Annotated in this window: 14 protein-coding genes and 4 pseudogenes; 11 read left to right on the top strand and 7 right to left on the bottom strand. The window is 61.5% G+C overall.

Annotated features, from left to right (window positions below):
* The 4 genes from tkt to HWX39_RS06025 form a co-directional block, all read right to left on the bottom strand.
* A complete protein-coding gene (tkt, locus tag HWX39_RS06010) occupies nt 1-2076 on the bottom strand; it encodes a transketolase (protein WP_175966000.1) in 2076 nt (691 codons plus the stop codon).
* An 80-nt stretch (nt 2077-2156) separates the two neighbouring features.
* Nucleotides 2157-2942: a PRC-barrel domain-containing protein gene (locus tag HWX39_RS06015; RefSeq protein WP_175966002.1), complete on the bottom strand. Its 786-nt coding sequence runs from the start codon at nt 2940-2942 to the stop codon at nt 2157-2159.
* A 350-nt stretch (nt 2943-3292) separates the two neighbouring features.
* On the bottom strand, nt 3293-3556 hold the full coding sequence (locus HWX39_RS06020; RefSeq protein ID WP_226248740.1) for a hypothetical protein: 264 nt from the start codon (nt 3554-3556) through the stop codon (nt 3293-3295).
* 133 nt (nt 3557-3689) lie between these two features.
* The gene (locus tag HWX39_RS06025; protein WP_105821278.1) at nt 3690-4178 is read right to left on the bottom strand and encodes a Spy/CpxP family protein refolding chaperone; all 489 of its coding nucleotides are present in this window, start codon (nt 4176-4178) and stop codon (nt 3690-3692) included.
* 317 nt (nt 4179-4495) lie between these two features.
* Between HWX39_RS06025 and HWX39_RS36760 the strand changes: the two genes are divergently transcribed.
* Nucleotides 4496-4678: a hypothetical protein gene (locus HWX39_RS36760; protein WP_105821277.1), complete on the top strand. Its 183-nt coding sequence runs from the start codon at nt 4496-4498 to the stop codon at nt 4676-4678.
* Nucleotides 4679-4921: 243 nt separating this feature from the next.
* On the opposite strand, the gene HWX39_RS06030 is transcribed toward HWX39_RS36760, so the two are convergent.
* Both HWX39_RS06030 and HWX39_RS06035 read right to left on the bottom strand, forming a co-directional pair.
* Nucleotides 4922-5641 (bottom strand): Crp/Fnr family transcriptional regulator, encoded by a 720-nt coding sequence (locus HWX39_RS06030; RefSeq protein ID WP_175966127.1) that lies wholly within the window; start codon nt 5639-5641, stop codon nt 4922-4924.
* A 479-nt stretch (nt 5642-6120) separates the two neighbouring features.
* On the bottom strand, nt 6121-6708 hold the full coding sequence (locus tag HWX39_RS06035; RefSeq protein WP_175966129.1) for a YSC84-related protein: 588 nt from the start codon (nt 6706-6708) through the stop codon (nt 6121-6123).
* 946 nt (nt 6709-7654) lie between these two features.
* On the opposite strand from HWX39_RS06035, the gene HWX39_RS06040 reads away from it, so the two are divergent.
* The 6 genes and pseudogenes from HWX39_RS06040 to HWX39_RS06065 all read left to right on the top strand — a co-directional run.
* Complete coding sequence (locus HWX39_RS06040; protein ID WP_175966004.1) at nt 7655-8941, top strand: divalent metal cation transporter; 1287 nt, start codon at nt 7655-7657, stop codon at nt 8939-8941.
* 274 nt (nt 8942-9215) lie between these two features.
* Nucleotides 9216-9686, top strand: coding sequence for a PRC-barrel domain-containing protein (locus HWX39_RS06045; RefSeq protein WP_105819269.1), 471 nt, complete (start codon nt 9216-9218; stop codon nt 9684-9686).
* A gap of 139 nt (nt 9687-9825) precedes the next feature.
* Nucleotides 9826-9999, top strand: coding sequence for a CsbD family protein (locus tag HWX39_RS06050; RefSeq protein WP_175966006.1), 174 nt, complete (start codon nt 9826-9828; stop codon nt 9997-9999).
* A 481-nt stretch (nt 10000-10480) separates the two neighbouring features.
* Nucleotides 10481-10651, top strand: coding sequence for a hypothetical protein (locus tag HWX39_RS06055; protein ID WP_175966008.1), 171 nt, complete (start codon nt 10481-10483; stop codon nt 10649-10651).
* A 688-nt stretch (nt 10652-11339) separates the two neighbouring features.
* Nucleotides 11340-11741: pseudogene (locus HWX39_RS36765) on the top strand (PRC-barrel domain-containing protein); the annotation flags it as partial.
* Nucleotides 11742-11940: 199 nt separating this feature from the next.
* Nucleotides 11941-12042: pseudogene (locus HWX39_RS06065) on the top strand (CsbD family protein); the annotation flags it as partial.
* A gap of 419 nt (nt 12043-12461) precedes the next feature.
* Here the strand turns inward: HWX39_RS06065 and HWX39_RS06070 are convergent.
* Nucleotides 12462-13025: an SOS response-associated peptidase family protein gene (locus HWX39_RS06070; protein WP_279613064.1), complete on the bottom strand. Its 564-nt coding sequence runs from the start codon at nt 13023-13025 to the stop codon at nt 12462-12464.
* A gap of 504 nt (nt 13026-13529) precedes the next feature.
* Between HWX39_RS06070 and HWX39_RS06075 the strand changes: the two genes are divergently transcribed.
* The 4 genes and pseudogenes from HWX39_RS06075 to HWX39_RS06090 all read left to right on the top strand — a co-directional run bounded on the left by HWX39_RS06075 (nt 13530) and on the right by HWX39_RS06090 (nt 18029).
* The gene (locus tag HWX39_RS06075) at nt 13530-14183 is read left to right on the top strand and encodes a response regulator transcription factor (RefSeq protein ID WP_175966013.1); all 654 of its coding nucleotides are present in this window, start codon (nt 13530-13532) and stop codon (nt 14181-14183) included.
* Between the two features lie 365 nt (nt 14184-14548).
* A pseudogene (locus tag HWX39_RS36115) lies at nt 14549-14662 on the top strand (OsmY domain-containing protein); the annotation flags it as partial.
* A 50-nt stretch (nt 14663-14712) separates the two neighbouring features.
* Nucleotides 14713-16503: pseudogene (locus tag HWX39_RS06085) on the top strand (ATP-dependent metallopeptidase FtsH/Yme1/Tma family protein).
* A gap of 584 nt (nt 16504-17087) precedes the next feature.
* Nucleotides 17088-18029, top strand: a complete 942-nt coding sequence (locus HWX39_RS06090; protein WP_175966015.1) for an AAA family ATPase — start codon at nt 17088-17090, stop codon at nt 18027-18029.
* The last annotated feature ends 62 nt before the right edge of the window (nt 18030-18091 follow it).

Here is an 18091-nt window from a genome sequence, read left to right on the forward strand (position 1 = left end):
TCACACGAGCAGTTTCAGTGCGCGGTCGCAGACGTTCTCGACCGTGAAGCCGAAATCGCGCATCAGCTCGGCGCCCGGCGCCGACGCGCCGAAACCCGCAATGCCGAGTACGTCGCCACGATCGCCGACATAGCGGTGCCAGCCTTGCGACACGCCCGCTTCGATCGCCAGCCGCGCACCGACCGACTTCGGTAGCACGGCGTCCTGATACGACTGGGGCTGAGCGTCGAACAATCTCCAGCAGGGCAGCGACACCACCCGAACCGCCACGCCGCGCGCGAGCAACTCGGCGTGCGCTGCCAGCGCGAGCCCGACTTCCGAGCCTGTCGCGATCAGGATCAGCGCGGGGCGACCGTCGGGGGCATCGGCGAGCACGTAGCCGCCGCGCCGCAAGCCCTCTGCCGGCGCGAACCGGAGGCGATCGATGGTCGGCACGTCCTGGCGGGTCAGGATCAGCGCGGTCGGCCGTTCTCGCGCTTCGAGCGCCACGCGCCACGCGACGGCCGTTTCGTTGGCATCGGCCGGTCGAATCACCAGCAGGCCCGGGACCGCACGCAGGCCGGCAAGCTGTTCCATCGGCTGATGCGTCGCACCGTCCTCGCCGACGGCGAGGCTGTCGTGCGTGAACACGTAGATCACCTGCAGACGCATCAATGCGGCGAGCCGGATCGGTGGACGCATGTAGTCGGAAAAGATCAGGAAGGTCGCGCCGAACGGCACGATGCCGCCGTGGGCCGCCAGGCCGTTCAGGATCGCGCCCATTGCATGCTCGCGCACGCCGAAATGCAGATTGCGGCCGCTGCGGCTCCAGCCGCCGCCGTCGGAACCTTGCCGGTCGAGCGCGTTCATGCCGACGGCCTCGAAATCGCCGTGCCCGGTCAGCGCGGTGAAGGTGGAGGGATTCAGATCGGCGGAGCCGCCGATGAGCGACGGGACGCGGGGGGCAAGGGCGTTCAGCACCTTGCCGGATGCGACCCGCGTCGCCATGCCTTTCGGATCGGCCGGAAAGACCGGGATATTGCGGTCCCAACTGTCGGGCAGCGCGCCGCGCACCGAGCTCAGCAGCATCTCCGCCAGCTCGGGAAACGCGCGCGCATAGGCTGCGAACAAGGTGTTCCAGTGCGCTTCCCGTATTTGCCCCTCCGCCAGCGCCCGGCGAAAATGCGCGAGCGCCGGTGCGGGGATATGAAACGCGGGATCGGGCGGCCAGCCGAGGTTGTGCTTGGTCAGGCGCACCTCGGCGTCGCCGAGCGGCGATCCGTGAGCCTGGTAGGTGTCTTGCCGGTTGGGCGAGCCGTAGCCGAGATGTGTGCGCACGAGGATCAACGACGGACGCCGCTGCTCGGCACGTGCGGCGAGCAGCGCCGCGTCGATGGCGGCAAGGTCGTTGCCGTCGTCGACCGTTTCCGTATGCCAGCCGTAGGCGTCGAACCGTTGCGCGCGATCTTCGGTGAAGGTGATCGCGGTGCCGGCGGATAGCGTGACGCGATTGTCGTCGTACAGGCAGATCAGCTTGCCGAGCCGGAGATGGCCGGCAAGCGATGCGGCTTCCGCCGCGACGCCTTCCATCAGGTCGCCGTCGCTGACGAGTGCATAGGTGTGGTGATCCACGATCTCGAAACCGGGGCGGTTGTAGCACGCGGCGAGCCGCGTTTCCGCCATCGCCATGCCGACGGCGTTGGCGAGGCCCTGGCCGAGCGGGCCGGTGGTCGTCTCGACGCCCGGCGTGAGGCCACGCTCCGGATGGCCGGGCGTGAGGCTGCCCGATTGCCGGAAGCGGACGATCTGATCGAGCGGCAGGTCGTAACCGGTGAGGTGAAGCAGGCTGTACAGCAGCATCGAACCATGTCCGGCCGACAGGATGAAGCGATCACGATCGAGCCACGCCGGATTGGCGGGGTGATGCTTGAGATGGCGCATCCATAGCGCATAGGCCATCGGTGCGGCGCCGAGCGGCAAGCCTGGATGTCCGCTCGCTGCTTTCTGCACGGCATCGATCGACAGGAAGCGCAGCGTATTGATACAGAGCGCATCGAGTGCCGAACCTTCGGTTGGCGGGAAATCGGTTGAGGTCATGCAGCTGCTCCCTGGCGTCCTGTCACGCGATATCCCGCATGGAAGGGGGTTGCGTTGGCTACCCGTTGCGCGGGTCAGCGTTATCGGTCTCCGTGCCAATAGCCGTGCTTGCCGTAGAACTCGTGCAACTCGATCTCGTAGCTGCGATGAACGAGCTGCGAGTCGTCGTATGGAGGGCTCTGGCGGATCGCGTCGCGCGTGAGCGTGGTCGATACCGTTTCCGTGGGCCAGTCCACCTGGTCGAGCCAGTGAGTCGCGATCAGCACTTCCTTGCCGGTCGACCACCAGCTCGACGTGTCGATTGCCAGATAGCGGATCACCCAGGCTTCATCGTCGTAAATGAAGTCGGACACGTGACCGAGATGTCCGTCCTTGGCTTCGAGCCGATATCCGTCGACCTCGCCGGTGCTGCGCAGATGCGTATCCGCCGCTGTGCCGGCCGGCGCGGTGTGCGGGAGAAGCGGATCGCCCGCGTCGGCGTCCTGCGACGGCCCGGCGGGATCGAAAGCAGGGTATGCGCCCATTCCCCAAAGGTTCGGGCCACCCCAGTAGGTCGGGTAGTTGTAGTAACGCAGGTACTCGATCTCGTGCTGGCGCGATACCGGCTTGTGCGTGTCCACATTCGGACTGTCCCTCACCTGCTGTTGCGTGAGGCTGACGTATAGCGTACGGGTCTCGGGATCGGCATGCGTGACGGAATATGGCGAGACCAGCACTTGCCTGTCGTGCAGCCAGTCGCCCGTCTCGACGACGAGGTAACGGATGCACCAGTTGCCATCGTCGAAGTAGGCCTGGTGGATGTGGCCGATATCGCCGTCCTTCGCTCGAACCGTGTCTCCGTGCAACCTTCGAATGCTTCGCAACATGATGTCCTCGCCAGAGCGATGCCCGGCACGTCGGTGATCCGGCTGAACTGCCTGTCACACCGTGGCATCCAGTCGTTCGTCCGTTGGTGCCGAGCGATTCCTGCCGATCGCGCCCCCTCGGATGGTCGGCATGGTTGAAACGCTACACGCGCCGAATGGCCGATGCGGTACGAAACCGTACAAAGCATGCACCCGCTTGAGCACGGGGGTGATCCATCCGGCGGCGAGCCGTCCTTCCCGATATGTCGCGGAACATTCTCTCGGTCTTCGTCGTCAGGATCGCGAAGCAGTTAGGATCAACACGTCGACGGGCTGCCGGGCGACCGAGGCTGCCGGATTCGGTTCGTGTCTCAGCGCAGCCGCAGCGGCATGAACAGCGAGATGCCCGGTGCCGGTACCGGCGCGTAAACCATCGGAGGCGCGCCATACGCATACTCCTCGTCGCCGTCATAACCGTCGTGGCCACCGTTCCGGTAATGGCCGTAGTGACGACCATCCTGATGTGTCATGCGCGCGTGATTGCCCTGGTCCAAACCGTGATTCATTCTCTCCGCATGCAACGGCGGTGCGGCGAAAAGGCAGCCGATCGCGACTATCAGGCCGACGAGTCGCATGCCCGATCTCGGCGCCATTGTGGTTCGACGTGCATGTCCGATAGAAACGTCCATCATGTTCTCCTGTGTACGAATCCGGAATCCGCTGGTCAGTGACTGCCATCGACAGCCGGTATCGGCGGACGGTCCGGAACTATTGTTTCTTGATCAGGTGGTGGTCGTTGCCACGGAAAATCGCATCCGCGTTCTGCTTTTGCGTATTGGACATGCTGTCGTACAGCGGCTGAAATGCCGTGGTCAGCTTTTTGACGCCATCGGCGTGCACGTTGGCGACATCGCCATAGGAGTGGAGATCGTCCATCGCGCTCATGCTGCTCGCATGATCGCTACGGATCTTCCTGAGCGTCTCCATCGCTTTCGCGTTGTCCCGCATCACCTGCGCGACTGGCTGCCACAGGGATTCCTGGCCGGGTGTGATGCCAAGTCGCTGGTGCAGGCTGTTGATGCGCCCGTCGACCGACTTTTGGGCGGCCACGGTCATGACGTGGGGCGGTGACCGGTCCGGTGCGGGTCCGGCGGCCTTCGAGAGTTGGGGGAAGACGGCTGCGCCGAAGGCGACTGTTGCCGCCAGGGAGAACGCGTAGGCAATCTTTCGGGGGGCGGCGAGAAGAGCGGGTGTCATGGTGGATCCTGATGAAATTTCTGAAGGAGTCGACGTACCGCGACTCACTCGGTCGACGGAAAATTCGGCCCGGTAGCGTAGCTATACGCGGGACGCGTGGCTCAGTCTGTCCGATGCCGGACGGTTTGCCGGTGCGCGTGGCTCGTCTCCCGATGCGCGGCGCTTCGCGGTGGCTCGCGATCCGCGTCCAGCGGAATTTTCAAATCGGGCCTATGCTGGCATCGTAATCGGCGGGATTCCACGCTGGCTGGCCGTCGATACGCCGGTCAGTCGAAGCCGGCCAGCCTCGTCCGACACTCAGCGCCACGGAGGCGGTTATGCGCAGCAGGTATCGAGAGCAGCATACGAACGGCGGCAAGAGCGAACGCAATGTCGACGAGGCAGTCGAGGGGACATTCCCCGCCAGCGATCCGCCGTCGATCGGCGGTGTCACCAGGATGATTTCCCGCCCGGCACATCGAAAGCATCACCGGAAGTTGTCGCACGTCAAGCACCGTTAGCGCAGTTTGCACGGCGCGGCGCGGGTCAGCGCCCTGCGTGACCGCGATCCATCGAGTCGTCGCCGGTATTCAGCGATATCGCTGATCGAGGAGGTATCGATCGTGGCGATGGCGCGCCGATGTTCCCGGTGTACAGGGTAGCCGGATGAGACGTTGCCACGGAGATATCGGGTCGCTTCCACGCATTCGCGTGGCGCCAGGGGCACGTTCGGGAAAGGCCGGTACGATGCGGCGCAGTAGCGGCTAGAGTCGCTTCAGATCGGGAAGCAGGCGATCGAATTCGCGTTTGACCACCCCATAACATTCGCACACGCGCTTTTCGAGCCCAGGGCGATCCAGCACCTCGATATGGCCGTAGTTGTAGCGGATGAGGCCCGCGTCCTGCAGCTTCAGTGCCGCTTCCGTCACGCCCGACCTGCGCACGCCCAGCATGTTGGCGATCAGTTCCTGCGTCATGCGCAGCTGGTTCGAAGGCAGGCGGTCGAGGCTGAGCAGCAGCCAGCGGCAAAGTTGCTGGTCGATCGAGTGATGTCGGTTGCACACCGCGGTCTGGGCCATCTGCGTGATGAGCGCCTGGGTATAGCGCAACAACAGGCGCTGCATCGCATTGCCGCGCCGGAATTCTTCTTTCAGGATGCGCGCGTCGAGCCGGTAGGCCTGCCCCGCGCTTTGCACGACGGCGCGGCTCGGCGTCGTTTCGCCGCCCATGAACAGCGACACGCCGATCATGCCCTCATGGCCGACGATCGCGATTTCAGCGGACGAGCCATCCTCCATCACATACAGCAGCGACACGATCGACGTGGTCGGAAAATAGACGTGATGCATCTGGCCGCCCGACTCGTACAGCACGTTTCCCAACGGCATGTCGACAAGGGTCAGGTGGGGGGCGAGGTGCGCGCGTTCGTTTTCCGGCAGCGCGGCAAGCAGGTGATTTTCGGTAATGGGCGGGTTGTCCTGCATGCGTGGCTCCTGCGCTCGCGCCCGGAAGGTGATGGAGAATCCGGCCGATATGGGCGCAGCGGGAATCGGCGGGACCAGACAACCATCATACTTTACCGATCCGACGACCGGACGGGAGGGCGGTGCCAATGCGTCCTTTTTTCGATGAGTTCGGAATGACCGTTCGAATGCGAATCTGCCTTCAAAAATTATAGTGTCGGCACATGTCTCATCAAGGTGCGCGCAATCACGCGCACTCGATATGGAACCGATATTTCACGTAGCGGTTGACGGGAAATCGCGGTCGCGAGGCCTGCCCGGCGTCGACCGCGGAACGGTGTGCACGCGATGAATCGCGTGCGTCCGGTACGTCGCCGGACAAGCTCCGTGCACGAGTAAGTTTATGAGGGTATCAGGCGCGTTGAATTCGGATCCGCCGCCACGCCATCGGATCGCCGTGTTGGCCGGTTCGTTCGCCCGGCAGGCCTTGAGCGTGAGCGCTACAGCGCCGTCAGCTTCGTGATCTTCGTTCCTTCGAGCGTCACACCCGCCATCAATCCGCTGTTCGTCATGACAAACGCTTCGATCGGCGTGGTCGCGGTGCTGGTGTCGACGTTGCCGTTCGCGCCGACCTTTAGTACCGCCACCGATGCATCGCCGCCCGCCGACCAGCCTTCGCTGTTACGGAAGCGATCAAGCGCATCCGCTGTCATGAACAGGAAAATGATGGCTTTCGATTGCGCGCCGATCTGCAGCCCGATCGAGCCTGTCGTGGTGCTGTAGTACCCGACCGTGTTTCCGGCAACGCGCAGCGAGCCTTCACCGTACTGACCGCCGATCCCAAAGCCGGCCGCGATGACGGACGGGAACACCAGTACGCCACGCGCCTTGCCGACGAGCTCATGCGAGCCGTTGGCGCTCGTGTAAAGGCGTGCAAGGGTCGAGTCGACGCCTGCATCGATGGTGTGGCGCTTGTCGACCTGATGGCCGCTGGCGTCGGATGTGCCGGTCATCGTGCAACCCGAAACCGCAAGAGAAATGGCAAGGATGGATCCCGGCGTACCCCATATGAATGTTCGTCGCAGCATCATCGTCTCCTGGTGGTTGCTGGAGCTTCAGACGCTACGCCAGGGCGGCTGCGGACGCGGTACGACAGCGTACAAAGACGCAACACCTTCCTCGGCCCGCGTTTCGTTCAGCGTTGCAGCGGGCGCGTCACGTCCGGCGTGTCGATTTTGGCAAGCCGACAACGGAGATGGTCCGTGCCGGTCGATGTCGCGCAACCGGTCCGGCAACGTATGTCAAATCGTATTACGAAGAATCACGATGGCGACAAGGCGCGTCCACCTGTCCGCCTCCACAAGCGTTCTTCACCGTACAGACACGCAATCTCGTCGACAGCAGGATGTCTCGTGCAACCATCCATTCGTGCACGATCTTTTCACGAACATCGACGTGGTTCACATCTGTGGAGAATGATTCCGTCATTCGTCTCCGGTCGATCAAACGAAGCGCCACACTCGGATGCGACTGGTAAGGAGAGCAACATGAGTTCATTGACCTATGTCTGTCTTGCCGCTATTGCAACCGTGCTTGCCGGATGCCTTTGGGTACCCGGCGACGGCTATCGTGGTGATCGAGGCGGGGGGTATGGCGGTTCGTATGGAGGTGGTCACGAAAGCGGGTGGAATCAAAGTGGCCCTTCCCGCGACCATATGAATCACTCCGGGCATGCCGACGACCAGGGCGCGCATGGGTCCGGGCAACGGGAAGGATGGTAGGTCGGCTGCGGTCATCACATGAAACCGGCCAACCATGTTCCTTCAGGCATGGTTCGTCGTGACCGATGTCACGACTGCGCAATGGAAAGCTGTGCCGGCGCAGTTCGATCGGCGGCACGCCGCACGCCTTCGCGGTGGTGCCCTCGGTCAATCACTTCGGGTACCGAACCACGTCTGGTGCGCGGCATGAATAGTGGATTCGGTCCTGCAATCAACAGTTGTCGCGCCGCTCCGAGCGTTTATGGATTAAGACATGGTTCCGTCTGAAAAACTCAATAGCGATGTCGATAGCCAGGCCGACTCGTGGCTGACGAAGCTCGGACCTGGACTGATCACCGGTGCGGCGGACGACGATCCGAGCGGCATTGCCACCTATTCGCAGGCGGGTGCGCAATTCGGCTTCGACATGCTGTGGACCGTCCTGTTGACCTATCCGCTGATGGTCGCCATTCAGGTCGTGAGCGCGAGGATCGGCCGGGTGAGCGGCCATGGTCTCGCGACGAATCTGCGACGTCATTACCCGCGGTGGCTGCTGTATGGCACCGTCATCCTCCTGCTGGTGGCGAACACGATCAATATCGCGGCCGACCTGACGGCCATGGGCGCAGCCGTCAATCTACTGGTCGGCGGCCCCACGCGGGCTTACACGGTCGGATTAGGCGTGTTCTCGCTGGTGTTGCAGATGTTCGTGCCGTACCGCAGGTATGTCCGCATCCTCAAGTGGCTCACCCTGGCGCTGTTCGCCTACGTCGGCGTGATCTTTGCGGTCCAGATCCCATGGGCGACCGTGGCGCTGCGCACGGTACTTCCGCACGGCTCGTGGAGCACCGGCTACGTCACGACGGTAGTCGCCGTGTTCGGCACGACCATCAGCCCGTACCTGTTCTTCTGGCAGGCGTCACAGGAGGTCGAGGAACTGCAGGCGAAGAAGGAGCAGCAGGCGCTGACGAAAATGCCGTCGCAAGGGCCGGCAAACCTGAGCCGCATCCGCCTTGATACGTCGATCGGAATGGCATTTTCCAATCTCGTTGCGTTTTTTATCATTCTCACGACTGCGGTCACGCTGCATGCGCACCATATCACCGACATCCAGACGTCGGCGCAGGCCGCCTCCGCATTGAAACCGATCGCCGGCCAGTTTGCGTTCCTGCTCTTCAGTCTGGGCATCATCGGCACGGGGCTGCTCGCGCTGCCGGTGCTGGCCGGCTCGGCGGCCTACGCGATGGCCGGCACGTTCAAGTGGAGAAACAGCCTCGCGCTCGAGCCGCAACTGGCGAAACGGTTCTACGCGATCATCGTGCTCGCGACGGTCGTGGGCCTCGCGCTCGATTTCACGTCGATCGACCCGATCAAGGCGCTGTTCTGGAGCGCGGTCATCAACGGCGTCACGTCGGTACCGATCATGGTGCTGATGATGCTGATGGCGTCGAACCAAAAGGTCATGGGCACCTTCGTCACGCCCGTGCTGCTGCGGTGGGTGGGGTGGCTTTCAACCGGTGTGATGGGCGCCGCCGTGATCGCGATGTTCGTTTTCATCTGAGCATCGGTTCCGATCGTTCCTTTTCTCGGCCCGGTACGGCGCCGTACCGACTTCGTCTCCCGGCTGCGCGCATCGTTGCGACTCGCTCTCCCTCTTCAATGCACCGGACGCTCAGCGTGAGCGGCAGGTGCGCAGCGGGTAGGGCGGCCAGAGGCGACACCTGTCCGGCACGTAACCGTTCATATCGCGTGACCGGTGCGTGCTGTCCATCGCGGCGAGCCGGCGAGCCGGCGATCCGCGCCGGCGTCCTGCGAAATGAACCCAGGAGGGAATCATGACGATACTAGACCCGACCCATCGGCCATCGACCAGCGATACAGGTGCGGCGATTGTCGGCAGTGGGGCCGGCGACGGACCCGGCCCCAACGTGATGGAAGCCGATACGCTCAAGGGAAACAAGCTCTTCACGTCCGACCGGCTGGAGATCGGGAGGATTTCAGACATCATGCTGGACGTACGCAGCGGCCGGGTTGCCTATGCCGTGCTGTCAAGCGGGGGCTTTCTCGGTATCGGCGGAAAACTTTACGCCATTCCGTGGAGTGCGCTGACCCTGGACACGGACGAAAAATGCTTCCGGCTCGACGTTACCGCAGACCACGTGAAAAATGCCCCCGCGTTCGACAAGGACCATTGGCCATCGATGGCGGACGAGCAGTGGGGCTCGTCGCTTCACCAGTTCTACAATCGGCAGCCGTACTGGGCAGCGACCCGAGACGTCGCCATGAATCGTCCGCCCGCACATTGAAACGCCCTTGCCAGCCGGTAAAAATATGGATATCTGATGATTTTTATCGAATACCGATTAACCGGTCGGACGGTGTCATCACCTGACGGCAACAGATAGCAGCAGCATCCACAGATCAGTTACGTATTGGAGCTCTACCATGAACAAGGATCAAGTCAAGGGAACTGCGGAGAAGGTCAAAGGCAAGGTGAATGAGGTCATTGGCCGTGCCACGCACAACACGAAACAGGAAGTCAAAGGCGATCTCCAGCAAGCAGCCGGCCAGGCGCGCAAGAATCTTGGCGACGCCAAGGAAGCTGTCAAAAAAGTCTGATTGGACACGGAGGCTTCATGAGGGGGGCTATTCCCCTCTCGGACGGTGCTTCACGCATCGTGCCAACCTCACTGCGGCTACTACCGTACAGACATGCGCTGTCGGATGCGAGAACGTCAAGTTTCGTCCTTCGCGCACGGGGTCCCGGCCCCCGTCGCGAGGCGCGTCCTCGAACCGATAACCGGCTCAATCGCGCAAGTCTTTGCTGCGGCAAAATGCCGGGTATCGCTGGAAGCTTCGCCAGCGTGGCTCCGTGGCCCACAAGCCGCGCAGCAGATCAGGTTGGCGTCTAACTTGAGGGGAGTTGCCATGAACAACATTGTCTGGCTCGTTGGAGCCGTGGTCATCGTTCTGTTCGTCCTCGGCTATTTGGGATTGAGATAGGGCATCCTGTTCACGTGCTCGTCGCGCAATGGCTGGTCAACGATCGCGATCAAAACGATCCAGGTCGCGACAGCCATCGTTTATCGCAGGAAGCAAAATGAAAACGCTCAAGATCATCGGCTGTGCGGGACTCGTGGCCGTCGCGATCATTCTGCTCGTCGCAATGTGCGCGATCCTGGAGGACGGCATGATTTCTCACGATGCGCAGCGACCGGGACTGACCGGCAACCCGCTTTCCACCCCCGAATCGCCGAATCACTTCGGTTAAGTAACCCGCCACCGGCTGACCGTTCCCGACTTGCTTTGAGTGACCCCGTCATGCGGAGGGTGGAGGCGCATACGCCATTGTCGATGTCCGCATGGATCGAAAATCGGCATTCCATTTTCAATCGACGCTTGAGACCAAGGCGGCGTCGCAACAGGCGGTCGGTGACCGCTCCCATGCTGCGACCGCATCACTGCCGTTCCCGCATGGGTACGGCAGCGTACGGACTCCCGGGCTGCTCACGCATAGGGTAGGTTGAGTTGACATGTACTCATGCCACGATAGTTCGGATGTGTTCTCCAGCCGCATGCCCGGTACGCGCACCGAGCACACATCGACACCGCGGGAGCCTCGGCACGGCACGTCGACGCGCATCGTACATGCGTCGCGCTTCCAATGTCATCTCGTCGACAGCAATGGATACCGGGGCCGAAAGCCGGTGCTGCTCGAGGCGATGCGCAGTGTGATACGGCAACGATCCAGGCTGGGCATAGCGCGGAAACCAGCTTGCATTTCAGCCCGAAACGCTGCTCGAATCGAGAATGTTTTCGGCCCGAATGACGGCGGGCAATTGCAGGCGAAGCGCGCATCGTCCCGGCTCGGAACAGAGCCGGATCGGCGCCCGCTTCGCACCGTCACGCTGGCCGGCGACGCTCGCCGGCATTTCGTGCAACGAATACCGGAGCTGATCATGACACCTGTTTCTCCCAGCAATCCACTTCCGAGCAACGGCAGCGGCGCCCGCATCATCGGTCGCGCAACCACCACAGGCGGGCCTGGTCCTGATGTTATGGCTGCTACCACGCTGACCGGCGATAACGTTTTATCATCCGATGGCAAGGAGATCGGGAAGGTCGTAGACATCATGCTAGACGTTGGCAGCGGCCGGATCGCGTACGCCGTACTGTCGTGTGGCGGTTTCTTCGGGATAGGCGACAAACTCTTCGCGGTGCCGTGGAGCGCGTTCACCCTCGATACCGGCAAGAAATGCTTCCGGCTCGACGTAACAGAAGAACGGATGAAGAGCGCATCCGGATTCGACAAAGACCATTGGCCTGCGGTGGCGGATTCGCAATGGGGCGGGGCGGTTCATTCGGGTAATACGCCGCCGATGTAGCGGCACGTCAGCAGGAGGCTCGGCCGGCATTCCGCCATGCACGCGCCAGCGTGACTGCGGAATGCGGTGAGCAATTGCCGCTTTTCAGCTTCTGCCGTATCGCGTGCATCGCTCGATGCGCTCATCGCGACGGGAGGTAGGTCATCCATCCAGCAGGTGTGACTGGAACATTCATATGAACAAGGATCACGTCAAGGGCGTCGCGGAGAAGGCAAAGGGCAAGGTCAACGAGGAAATTGGCCGAGCCACTGGCGACACGAAGCAGGAAGTCAAAGGCTAGCCGCCGCGGGCGATCGCGCGAGGAACTGCAACTTCATGCAGATTCGGCGGTTAAAGGAATTCTTCGATGGCGCGCCTCTTGACGAAATCGAGCCTTCGCATGTTAAGCAATACAATGCATCAGCACCACAAAAAGTCTGCCGATTGGCACAAGTCGACGGACCGAACCGGGTTGCCGAATGATGGCCGGCATCCTCGCGCCAATTGTGATGTCGGAGTCCTGAGTCATATGTTCAATTTAGCGGGTGAGATCGGCACTCGCGGGGACGCCTCGCCTGAAGCCTGATCGGTAATAGGGTCAACATCTCGACCATTCGATGATGTAAGCAACGTGCAATGAAGCTTTCCTAGCAGACAGTTCGGTCCTGTCCTTTGTACCCGTCAAATTGGTTTGATCAGTTCCGCACCGTCATTCCCTCACCTATTGACGGCGGGACCCACCCGAAACCATTCCAATGCGTCGGTTGAAACGACAGCGTAGCGCACGAGCTTGTCGGCCACCTCGGCCGACGTCGCGGGATCCAGCCACTCGCGGGCGGCGTCTTCGGCGAATACCATCGGGCGCCTGCCATGCACTTCGAAAAGACCTGATCGGCCGGCCGTAGTGATGATGAACCCGTCTCCATTGCGTACTTCGTGGTCGAGCAGCACACTGCTAACGCCCGCGAAAAAGAGCGGGCCGGCGGTTTTTGGCCTGATTGCATAGGGCTGCCGCCCTCCGCTGTCTGTTCCGATCCACTCATACCAGGTGTCAGCTGGCACGATCACCCGGCCCGACGTCCAGAGAGCTCGCAAGACCGCGCTGTAGGTGACGTTTTCTGCGCGTGCAGTGACGATTTGCGGAAGCTGCTGGGCAACACACAAGGGGGGCGGTATCCCCAATTGATGCTGCGCACAACGCCATCTGGATAGATGACGAGCTGCCGCGTGCCGGATCCGGCGTTCCAAGTCGGGGAATCGATCTCCCGAGGATCCCCGCATCGGGAAAGTTCAGCCGAAAGCGGTGCGCAATAGCTGACGGCGGCAGCAGTGCGGACATAGCGGACGCACATGGTGCTCTCACGATCATGGACATGATGGGTGGGCCTCGCGCCCCGTCTCGAAGCATCTCACCCGCCCGAATCCGCGGTCTGTCCGGTGCCGTACAGGAGGTGGTTCCGACAGCTCCCACGGATGACATCGTACGGCAGGCTGGAACACCGTTGACGGCGTATGAACAGCATCGGCACGGGCCTGGCTTGCGCAGCTGATCTGGATCAAGAGGGCGCAACTTCGGGGTATCGCTCGACATTCGGCTCCGGGTTTGAACGGACCTTGTTTCGCTCGGAAGCGCGCGTGCCGTGGCGATCGGCCAAGGCCGACGTACTTTGTACGTCAGCGTGCAGACGACACGCCTTTACGCCCCCATGCTTTCAAACAAACCGGTGTCTGTGAATCGCACGTCATTGCGAGTTCGTTCACCTGCCGAGCGGATGGGTGTTTGTCATGATCAAAGTGGTGATTTCCGACGCGCATGCTGTCTTGCGGGAAGGTGTGCGCGACGTCCTAGGAGCGGTCGGCGATTTCGACGTCGCAGGTGAAGCGACGGACGGGGCCGGCACACTCGAACTCGTGCGCGCTTTGAAGCCGCGCGTGCTGTCGCTCGGATGGATGATGTCCGGCATTCACGGAGTCGACCTTATCAGGCGAATCAAGAAGGAGCACCAGGACGTCCGGGTGCTCGTTCTGACCGCGCATTCCGAACAGACCCATGCGGTGCGTGCGTTCCGGGCAGGGGCTTCGGGATTTCTTTCCAAGACTTGCTCGCGGTCGGACCTGATCGACGCGGTTCGAAAGCTTGCCGATGGCGGGGTATACGTGAGCACGATGGTGGGCGATCTGTTGGCGCAAACCGCCAACGGCGACAGTGGGGCGCTCGCGCATCATCGTCTGACTGAGCGGGAGTTCGAGGTCCTAGTTGGTTTGGCCGCCGGACAATCGATCTCGCAGATGGCCGGGAGCCTGAGCATCAGCATCAAAACGGTCAGCACGTACAAGTCGCGCATTCTGGAAAAACTGGATCTGACCAATGAATCGGACATGATTCGCTTTGCACTACGTCATCAGTTGCTGGACCTTGGCGACAATATTCTCGGGTAGTCGATTGCTGCGACGGGTGAAACGCCAACGGTGTGCGAAATCGCATAGCAGAGCCTGTCGTGCGGATTCTGCATCGATATCCGGCGCGATACCGGGCATTTTGTACGGTTGATTTCTGTCAACGTCCGCTCTCGACGCGCGCTGACAATGACGGCGGGTCCAAACGTCGCCTTTGCTGGGGTAACCTTGATTTCCTTGTAATTTTCCGGTTAGAGCGCTTTTGACTGCATGCGGGTTTGCGACCCGCCCCCACTAAATGCGAGTCGCCTACAAGATGATGCGCCGTCATCGCGGCGCATCTCGGCTCCGTTGCCGACGCGAACCACGCGAACTTCGTAGTCGCAGTCGCGTGGCGCGTCGGCCGTATCGTCTCGGTGACGGCCAAGGTCGCATCGCTGGCGGAGCGTCGCGCCGTGTGCGACGCGGCATGGTCGGTCAAGGGCGTCCGGGAAGTCGTCGATCAGCTGACCGTCGCCTGACCCGCGCGATTCTCCGCCTTAATCCTCCGACCCCATGCGATGAAAGCCCCATCAACTACACCGGGCTGGTGATCGTGATCGGCTTCGTCGTACTGGTCGCGGCCCAACTGTTGATGTCGCGTCAGCCGACGACGTCGATCGGCTACAGCGATTTCCACCGGCTCGTCGAAGCGAAGCTCGTCGACGATCTGGAGATCGACCAGTCGTCGGTTTCCGGCGTGTTGCGCATGCCGGAGGCCGGGGCGATGCTGCCGGCACCGGATGCCGTCGCGGTGAAAAAAACCGGACCGCCGTGGGGCTTCACGACCAATCGCGTGACCGACGACCATCTGGTCGACGGCATTGACGGCTTCCGGCATTCGCTACCGCGGTATGCAGGAAGCCGCCTGGATCGGTACGCTCGTGTCATGGGCATTGTCCGTGATCGCCTTCGTGTTGATCTGGAACATCATGATGCGCAGGCTTGGCGGGGTGCGGGACCTGAGCGGCATGGGCAAGAGCCAGGCTCGGGTCTACGTGCAACAGGAAACGGGTATCACGTTCGACGATATCGCAGGCATCGACGAGGCGAAGGCCGAACTGCAGCAGATCGTCGCGTTCCTGCGTGAACCCGAACGCCGTCAGCGGCTCGGCGGGAAGATCCCGAAGGGAGCCTTGATCGTCGGATCGCCTAGAACCGGCAAGACGCTGCTGGCGCGCGGTGGCCGGCGAGGCGGCCGTAACATTCTTTTCGATCAGCGGCTCGGCGTTCGTCGAGATGTTCGTCGGCGTCGGCGCCGCGCGTGTGCGCGATCTGTTCGAACAGGTGCAGCAGAAGGCGCCATGCATCGTGTTCATCGACGATCTCGATGCGCTCGGCAAGGTACGCGGCGTTGGCGCGATGTCGGGGAACGACGAGCGCGAGCAGACGCTGAACCAGCTGCTCGTCGAGATGGACGGCTTCCAGGCGAATTCTGGCGTGATCATCATTGCCGCGGCCAACCGGCCCGAGATCCTCGACCTGGCGCTGCTGCGGCCGGGCCGCAGACCGTCACATCGCGATCGACCGGCCGGACCTGACCGGACGAAAACAGATCCTTGCCGCGCATACGAAACGTGTGGAGCTTGCGCAGGAGGTCGATCTTGCCGAACTGGCGTCGCGCAAGCCCTGTTTCGTCGGCGCGGATCTCGCAAACGTGGTCAACGAGGCCGCGCTGCACGCGGCCGAACTCGGCAAGCCGGCGATAGACATGGCCGATTTCGCCGAGGTGATCGACCGCGCGATGACGGGCATCGAGTACAGGAGCCGCGTGATGAACGAGCAGGAGAAGCGGATCATCGCGTATCACGAATCCGGGCATGCGCTCGTGGCACAAAGCCGCGCGCACTGCGATCCCGTGAAGAAGGTATCCATCATTCCGCGCGGCGTCGCGACGCTCGGCTATACGCAGCAGGTCCCGACCGAGGGCCGCGACGTGCTGCGCAGATCGACCTGTCGACGTTCGACGATGGCGCGCCACCGGACGGCCCGGCGGGCTTGTGGATGCTGGGTAACGGGCGTTGCAGCGAACATACGGCGGACGATCGACGACGAGGTGCGCGCGCTGCTCGCCGATGCGCATACGCGTGTCGCGTCAACGCTCGGCAAGCAGCATGACGCGCTCAAGCAGCATGACGCGCTCAAGCAGATTGCCCGATGCTTGCTGGAACAGGAGTCGATCGATCACGGCTCGCTGGCGGCCCTGATCGCGCCGCCGGCCGATGCCGATCTGGCGACGCGGGCGGAGGCGACGGCGCGTGTTCCGGTACAGCGCATCGTGTCGTTTTACGGGCGACGCGCACGGCTCGGTGAGAGCAGATGATGGTCCACTGATTCGTCGAACACCGCCATTGACTCAAGACGCCAAATTAATGAGAGACGACGCAGACTCTGTTAATTGTCAGAGGGGCGTCACAATCGTAGAGCAAAGCAAAGATGTCAATTCGCGGGGCCCATCGCACGAGGTTCTTTGCGTCCGAGTTGACGACATTATCGACAACCTCACCGAAATAATGTCGTCACTTCGTCTATGTCCGAAGCAAAGTCGTCAATTCGCCTCGTACACACTTCCGAACGGCCGTAGAGGGATGCTTTATATACGATTCTCGGTACGCCCGGACACGCCTTGGAGGACTGTATGGGCGGTGGTGGCTCAGCAGCTACTGACGGCCTCCGGCCAAGAAGGGACAGTCGGAAGCGCCAATCGGGCGACCGCTCACGGGCCGTGAGGGGCGCTCTATGGTAGTCTTCGACGTCGTCTGCGCATGCCCGAGTTTCGAGATAACCCACGGCAGCCCTTTGATGGTTGTCCCGGGGTAGCTACGTGCGCGAAGCAGTGAAACCAGCACGCGGAGTGGGTATTGAATAGGCTTAAGCTGAATCGAACAGCACAATCCCCAATAGGCCATGTACGTCAAAAAAATAACTCTCCACCGATTCAAGCAGTTCAAGGACACGACCATCCGATTGCAGTCGGGGCTTTCCCTCGTGGTGGGGGGTAACAATAGTGGTAAGTCTTCCCTCCTGCAAGCACTTGCGACTTGGCAGTTCTGCAAAACGCTGCTCGAAATTGAGAAGGGGCGAGCCGGCTGGCTACAAACGAAAACAAAAGCAGGTGTCGGGATGGGGATCGTGGACTTTACACCTTTGCAGATACCCTCATTGAGCCATCTTTGGACGAATCTAAAATCAAACAAGGACACGGAAACCGATGGCTACACGTTAAAGATTGGGGTCTCTTGGGATCTTGATTCGGGGGAAGAACGTCACCTCGAGATAGGACTGTCGTTGGCCAATGACCGGTTGTTTGTCAAGACCACTTCGACGAACCTTTCGGAAGGCGAGGTCATGACCAAAGACGGTAGTCCGATTGATGGCAACGTCCCGAGGATCGGGTACTTGCCGCCTTTTGCGGGAATCACTGACCGGGAAGCTAGGCTTACGCCAGCGATGCGTGAGCGATTAATTGGGCAAGGATTATCAGGTGGGGTGATCCGAAATGTGCTCTTCGAACTTCATGAGGAGAACAAGCGGAAACGGGCGAAAATGCGGGAAGGGAAGACAAAGATCAGCAACTCGGATCTCAAATCCCTACGGGAAAATGACGCGTGGGAAATTCTTCTGAAAACAATCCAGTCGACGTTCGCGACAGAGATTAAAGTAGTTCCTTTCAACGAGCGGTACCATACCGGGGGCGTGCGATCCTGCTCAGCACAGGTGCGGAAACATTTGCGCACGGTGTTCCTCGACAGTCACAGTTCTCGTGATATCTATCGGATTTCCACTTCTTGGCGGGCCGACAAACGTATTTCCACTGAGCGGCCCCCAGTAAACAGTGCCATGATGTAAGCGAGTTTTCGGCGGACTTTTTCAGTATGAAAGGAGCCGTACGATGAAACGCAAGCGCTTCA

The sequence above is a fragment of the Burkholderia sp. BCC0322 genome, from assembly GCF_902833045.1.
GTDB lineage: Bacteria > Pseudomonadota > Gammaproteobacteria > Burkholderiales > Burkholderiaceae > Burkholderia.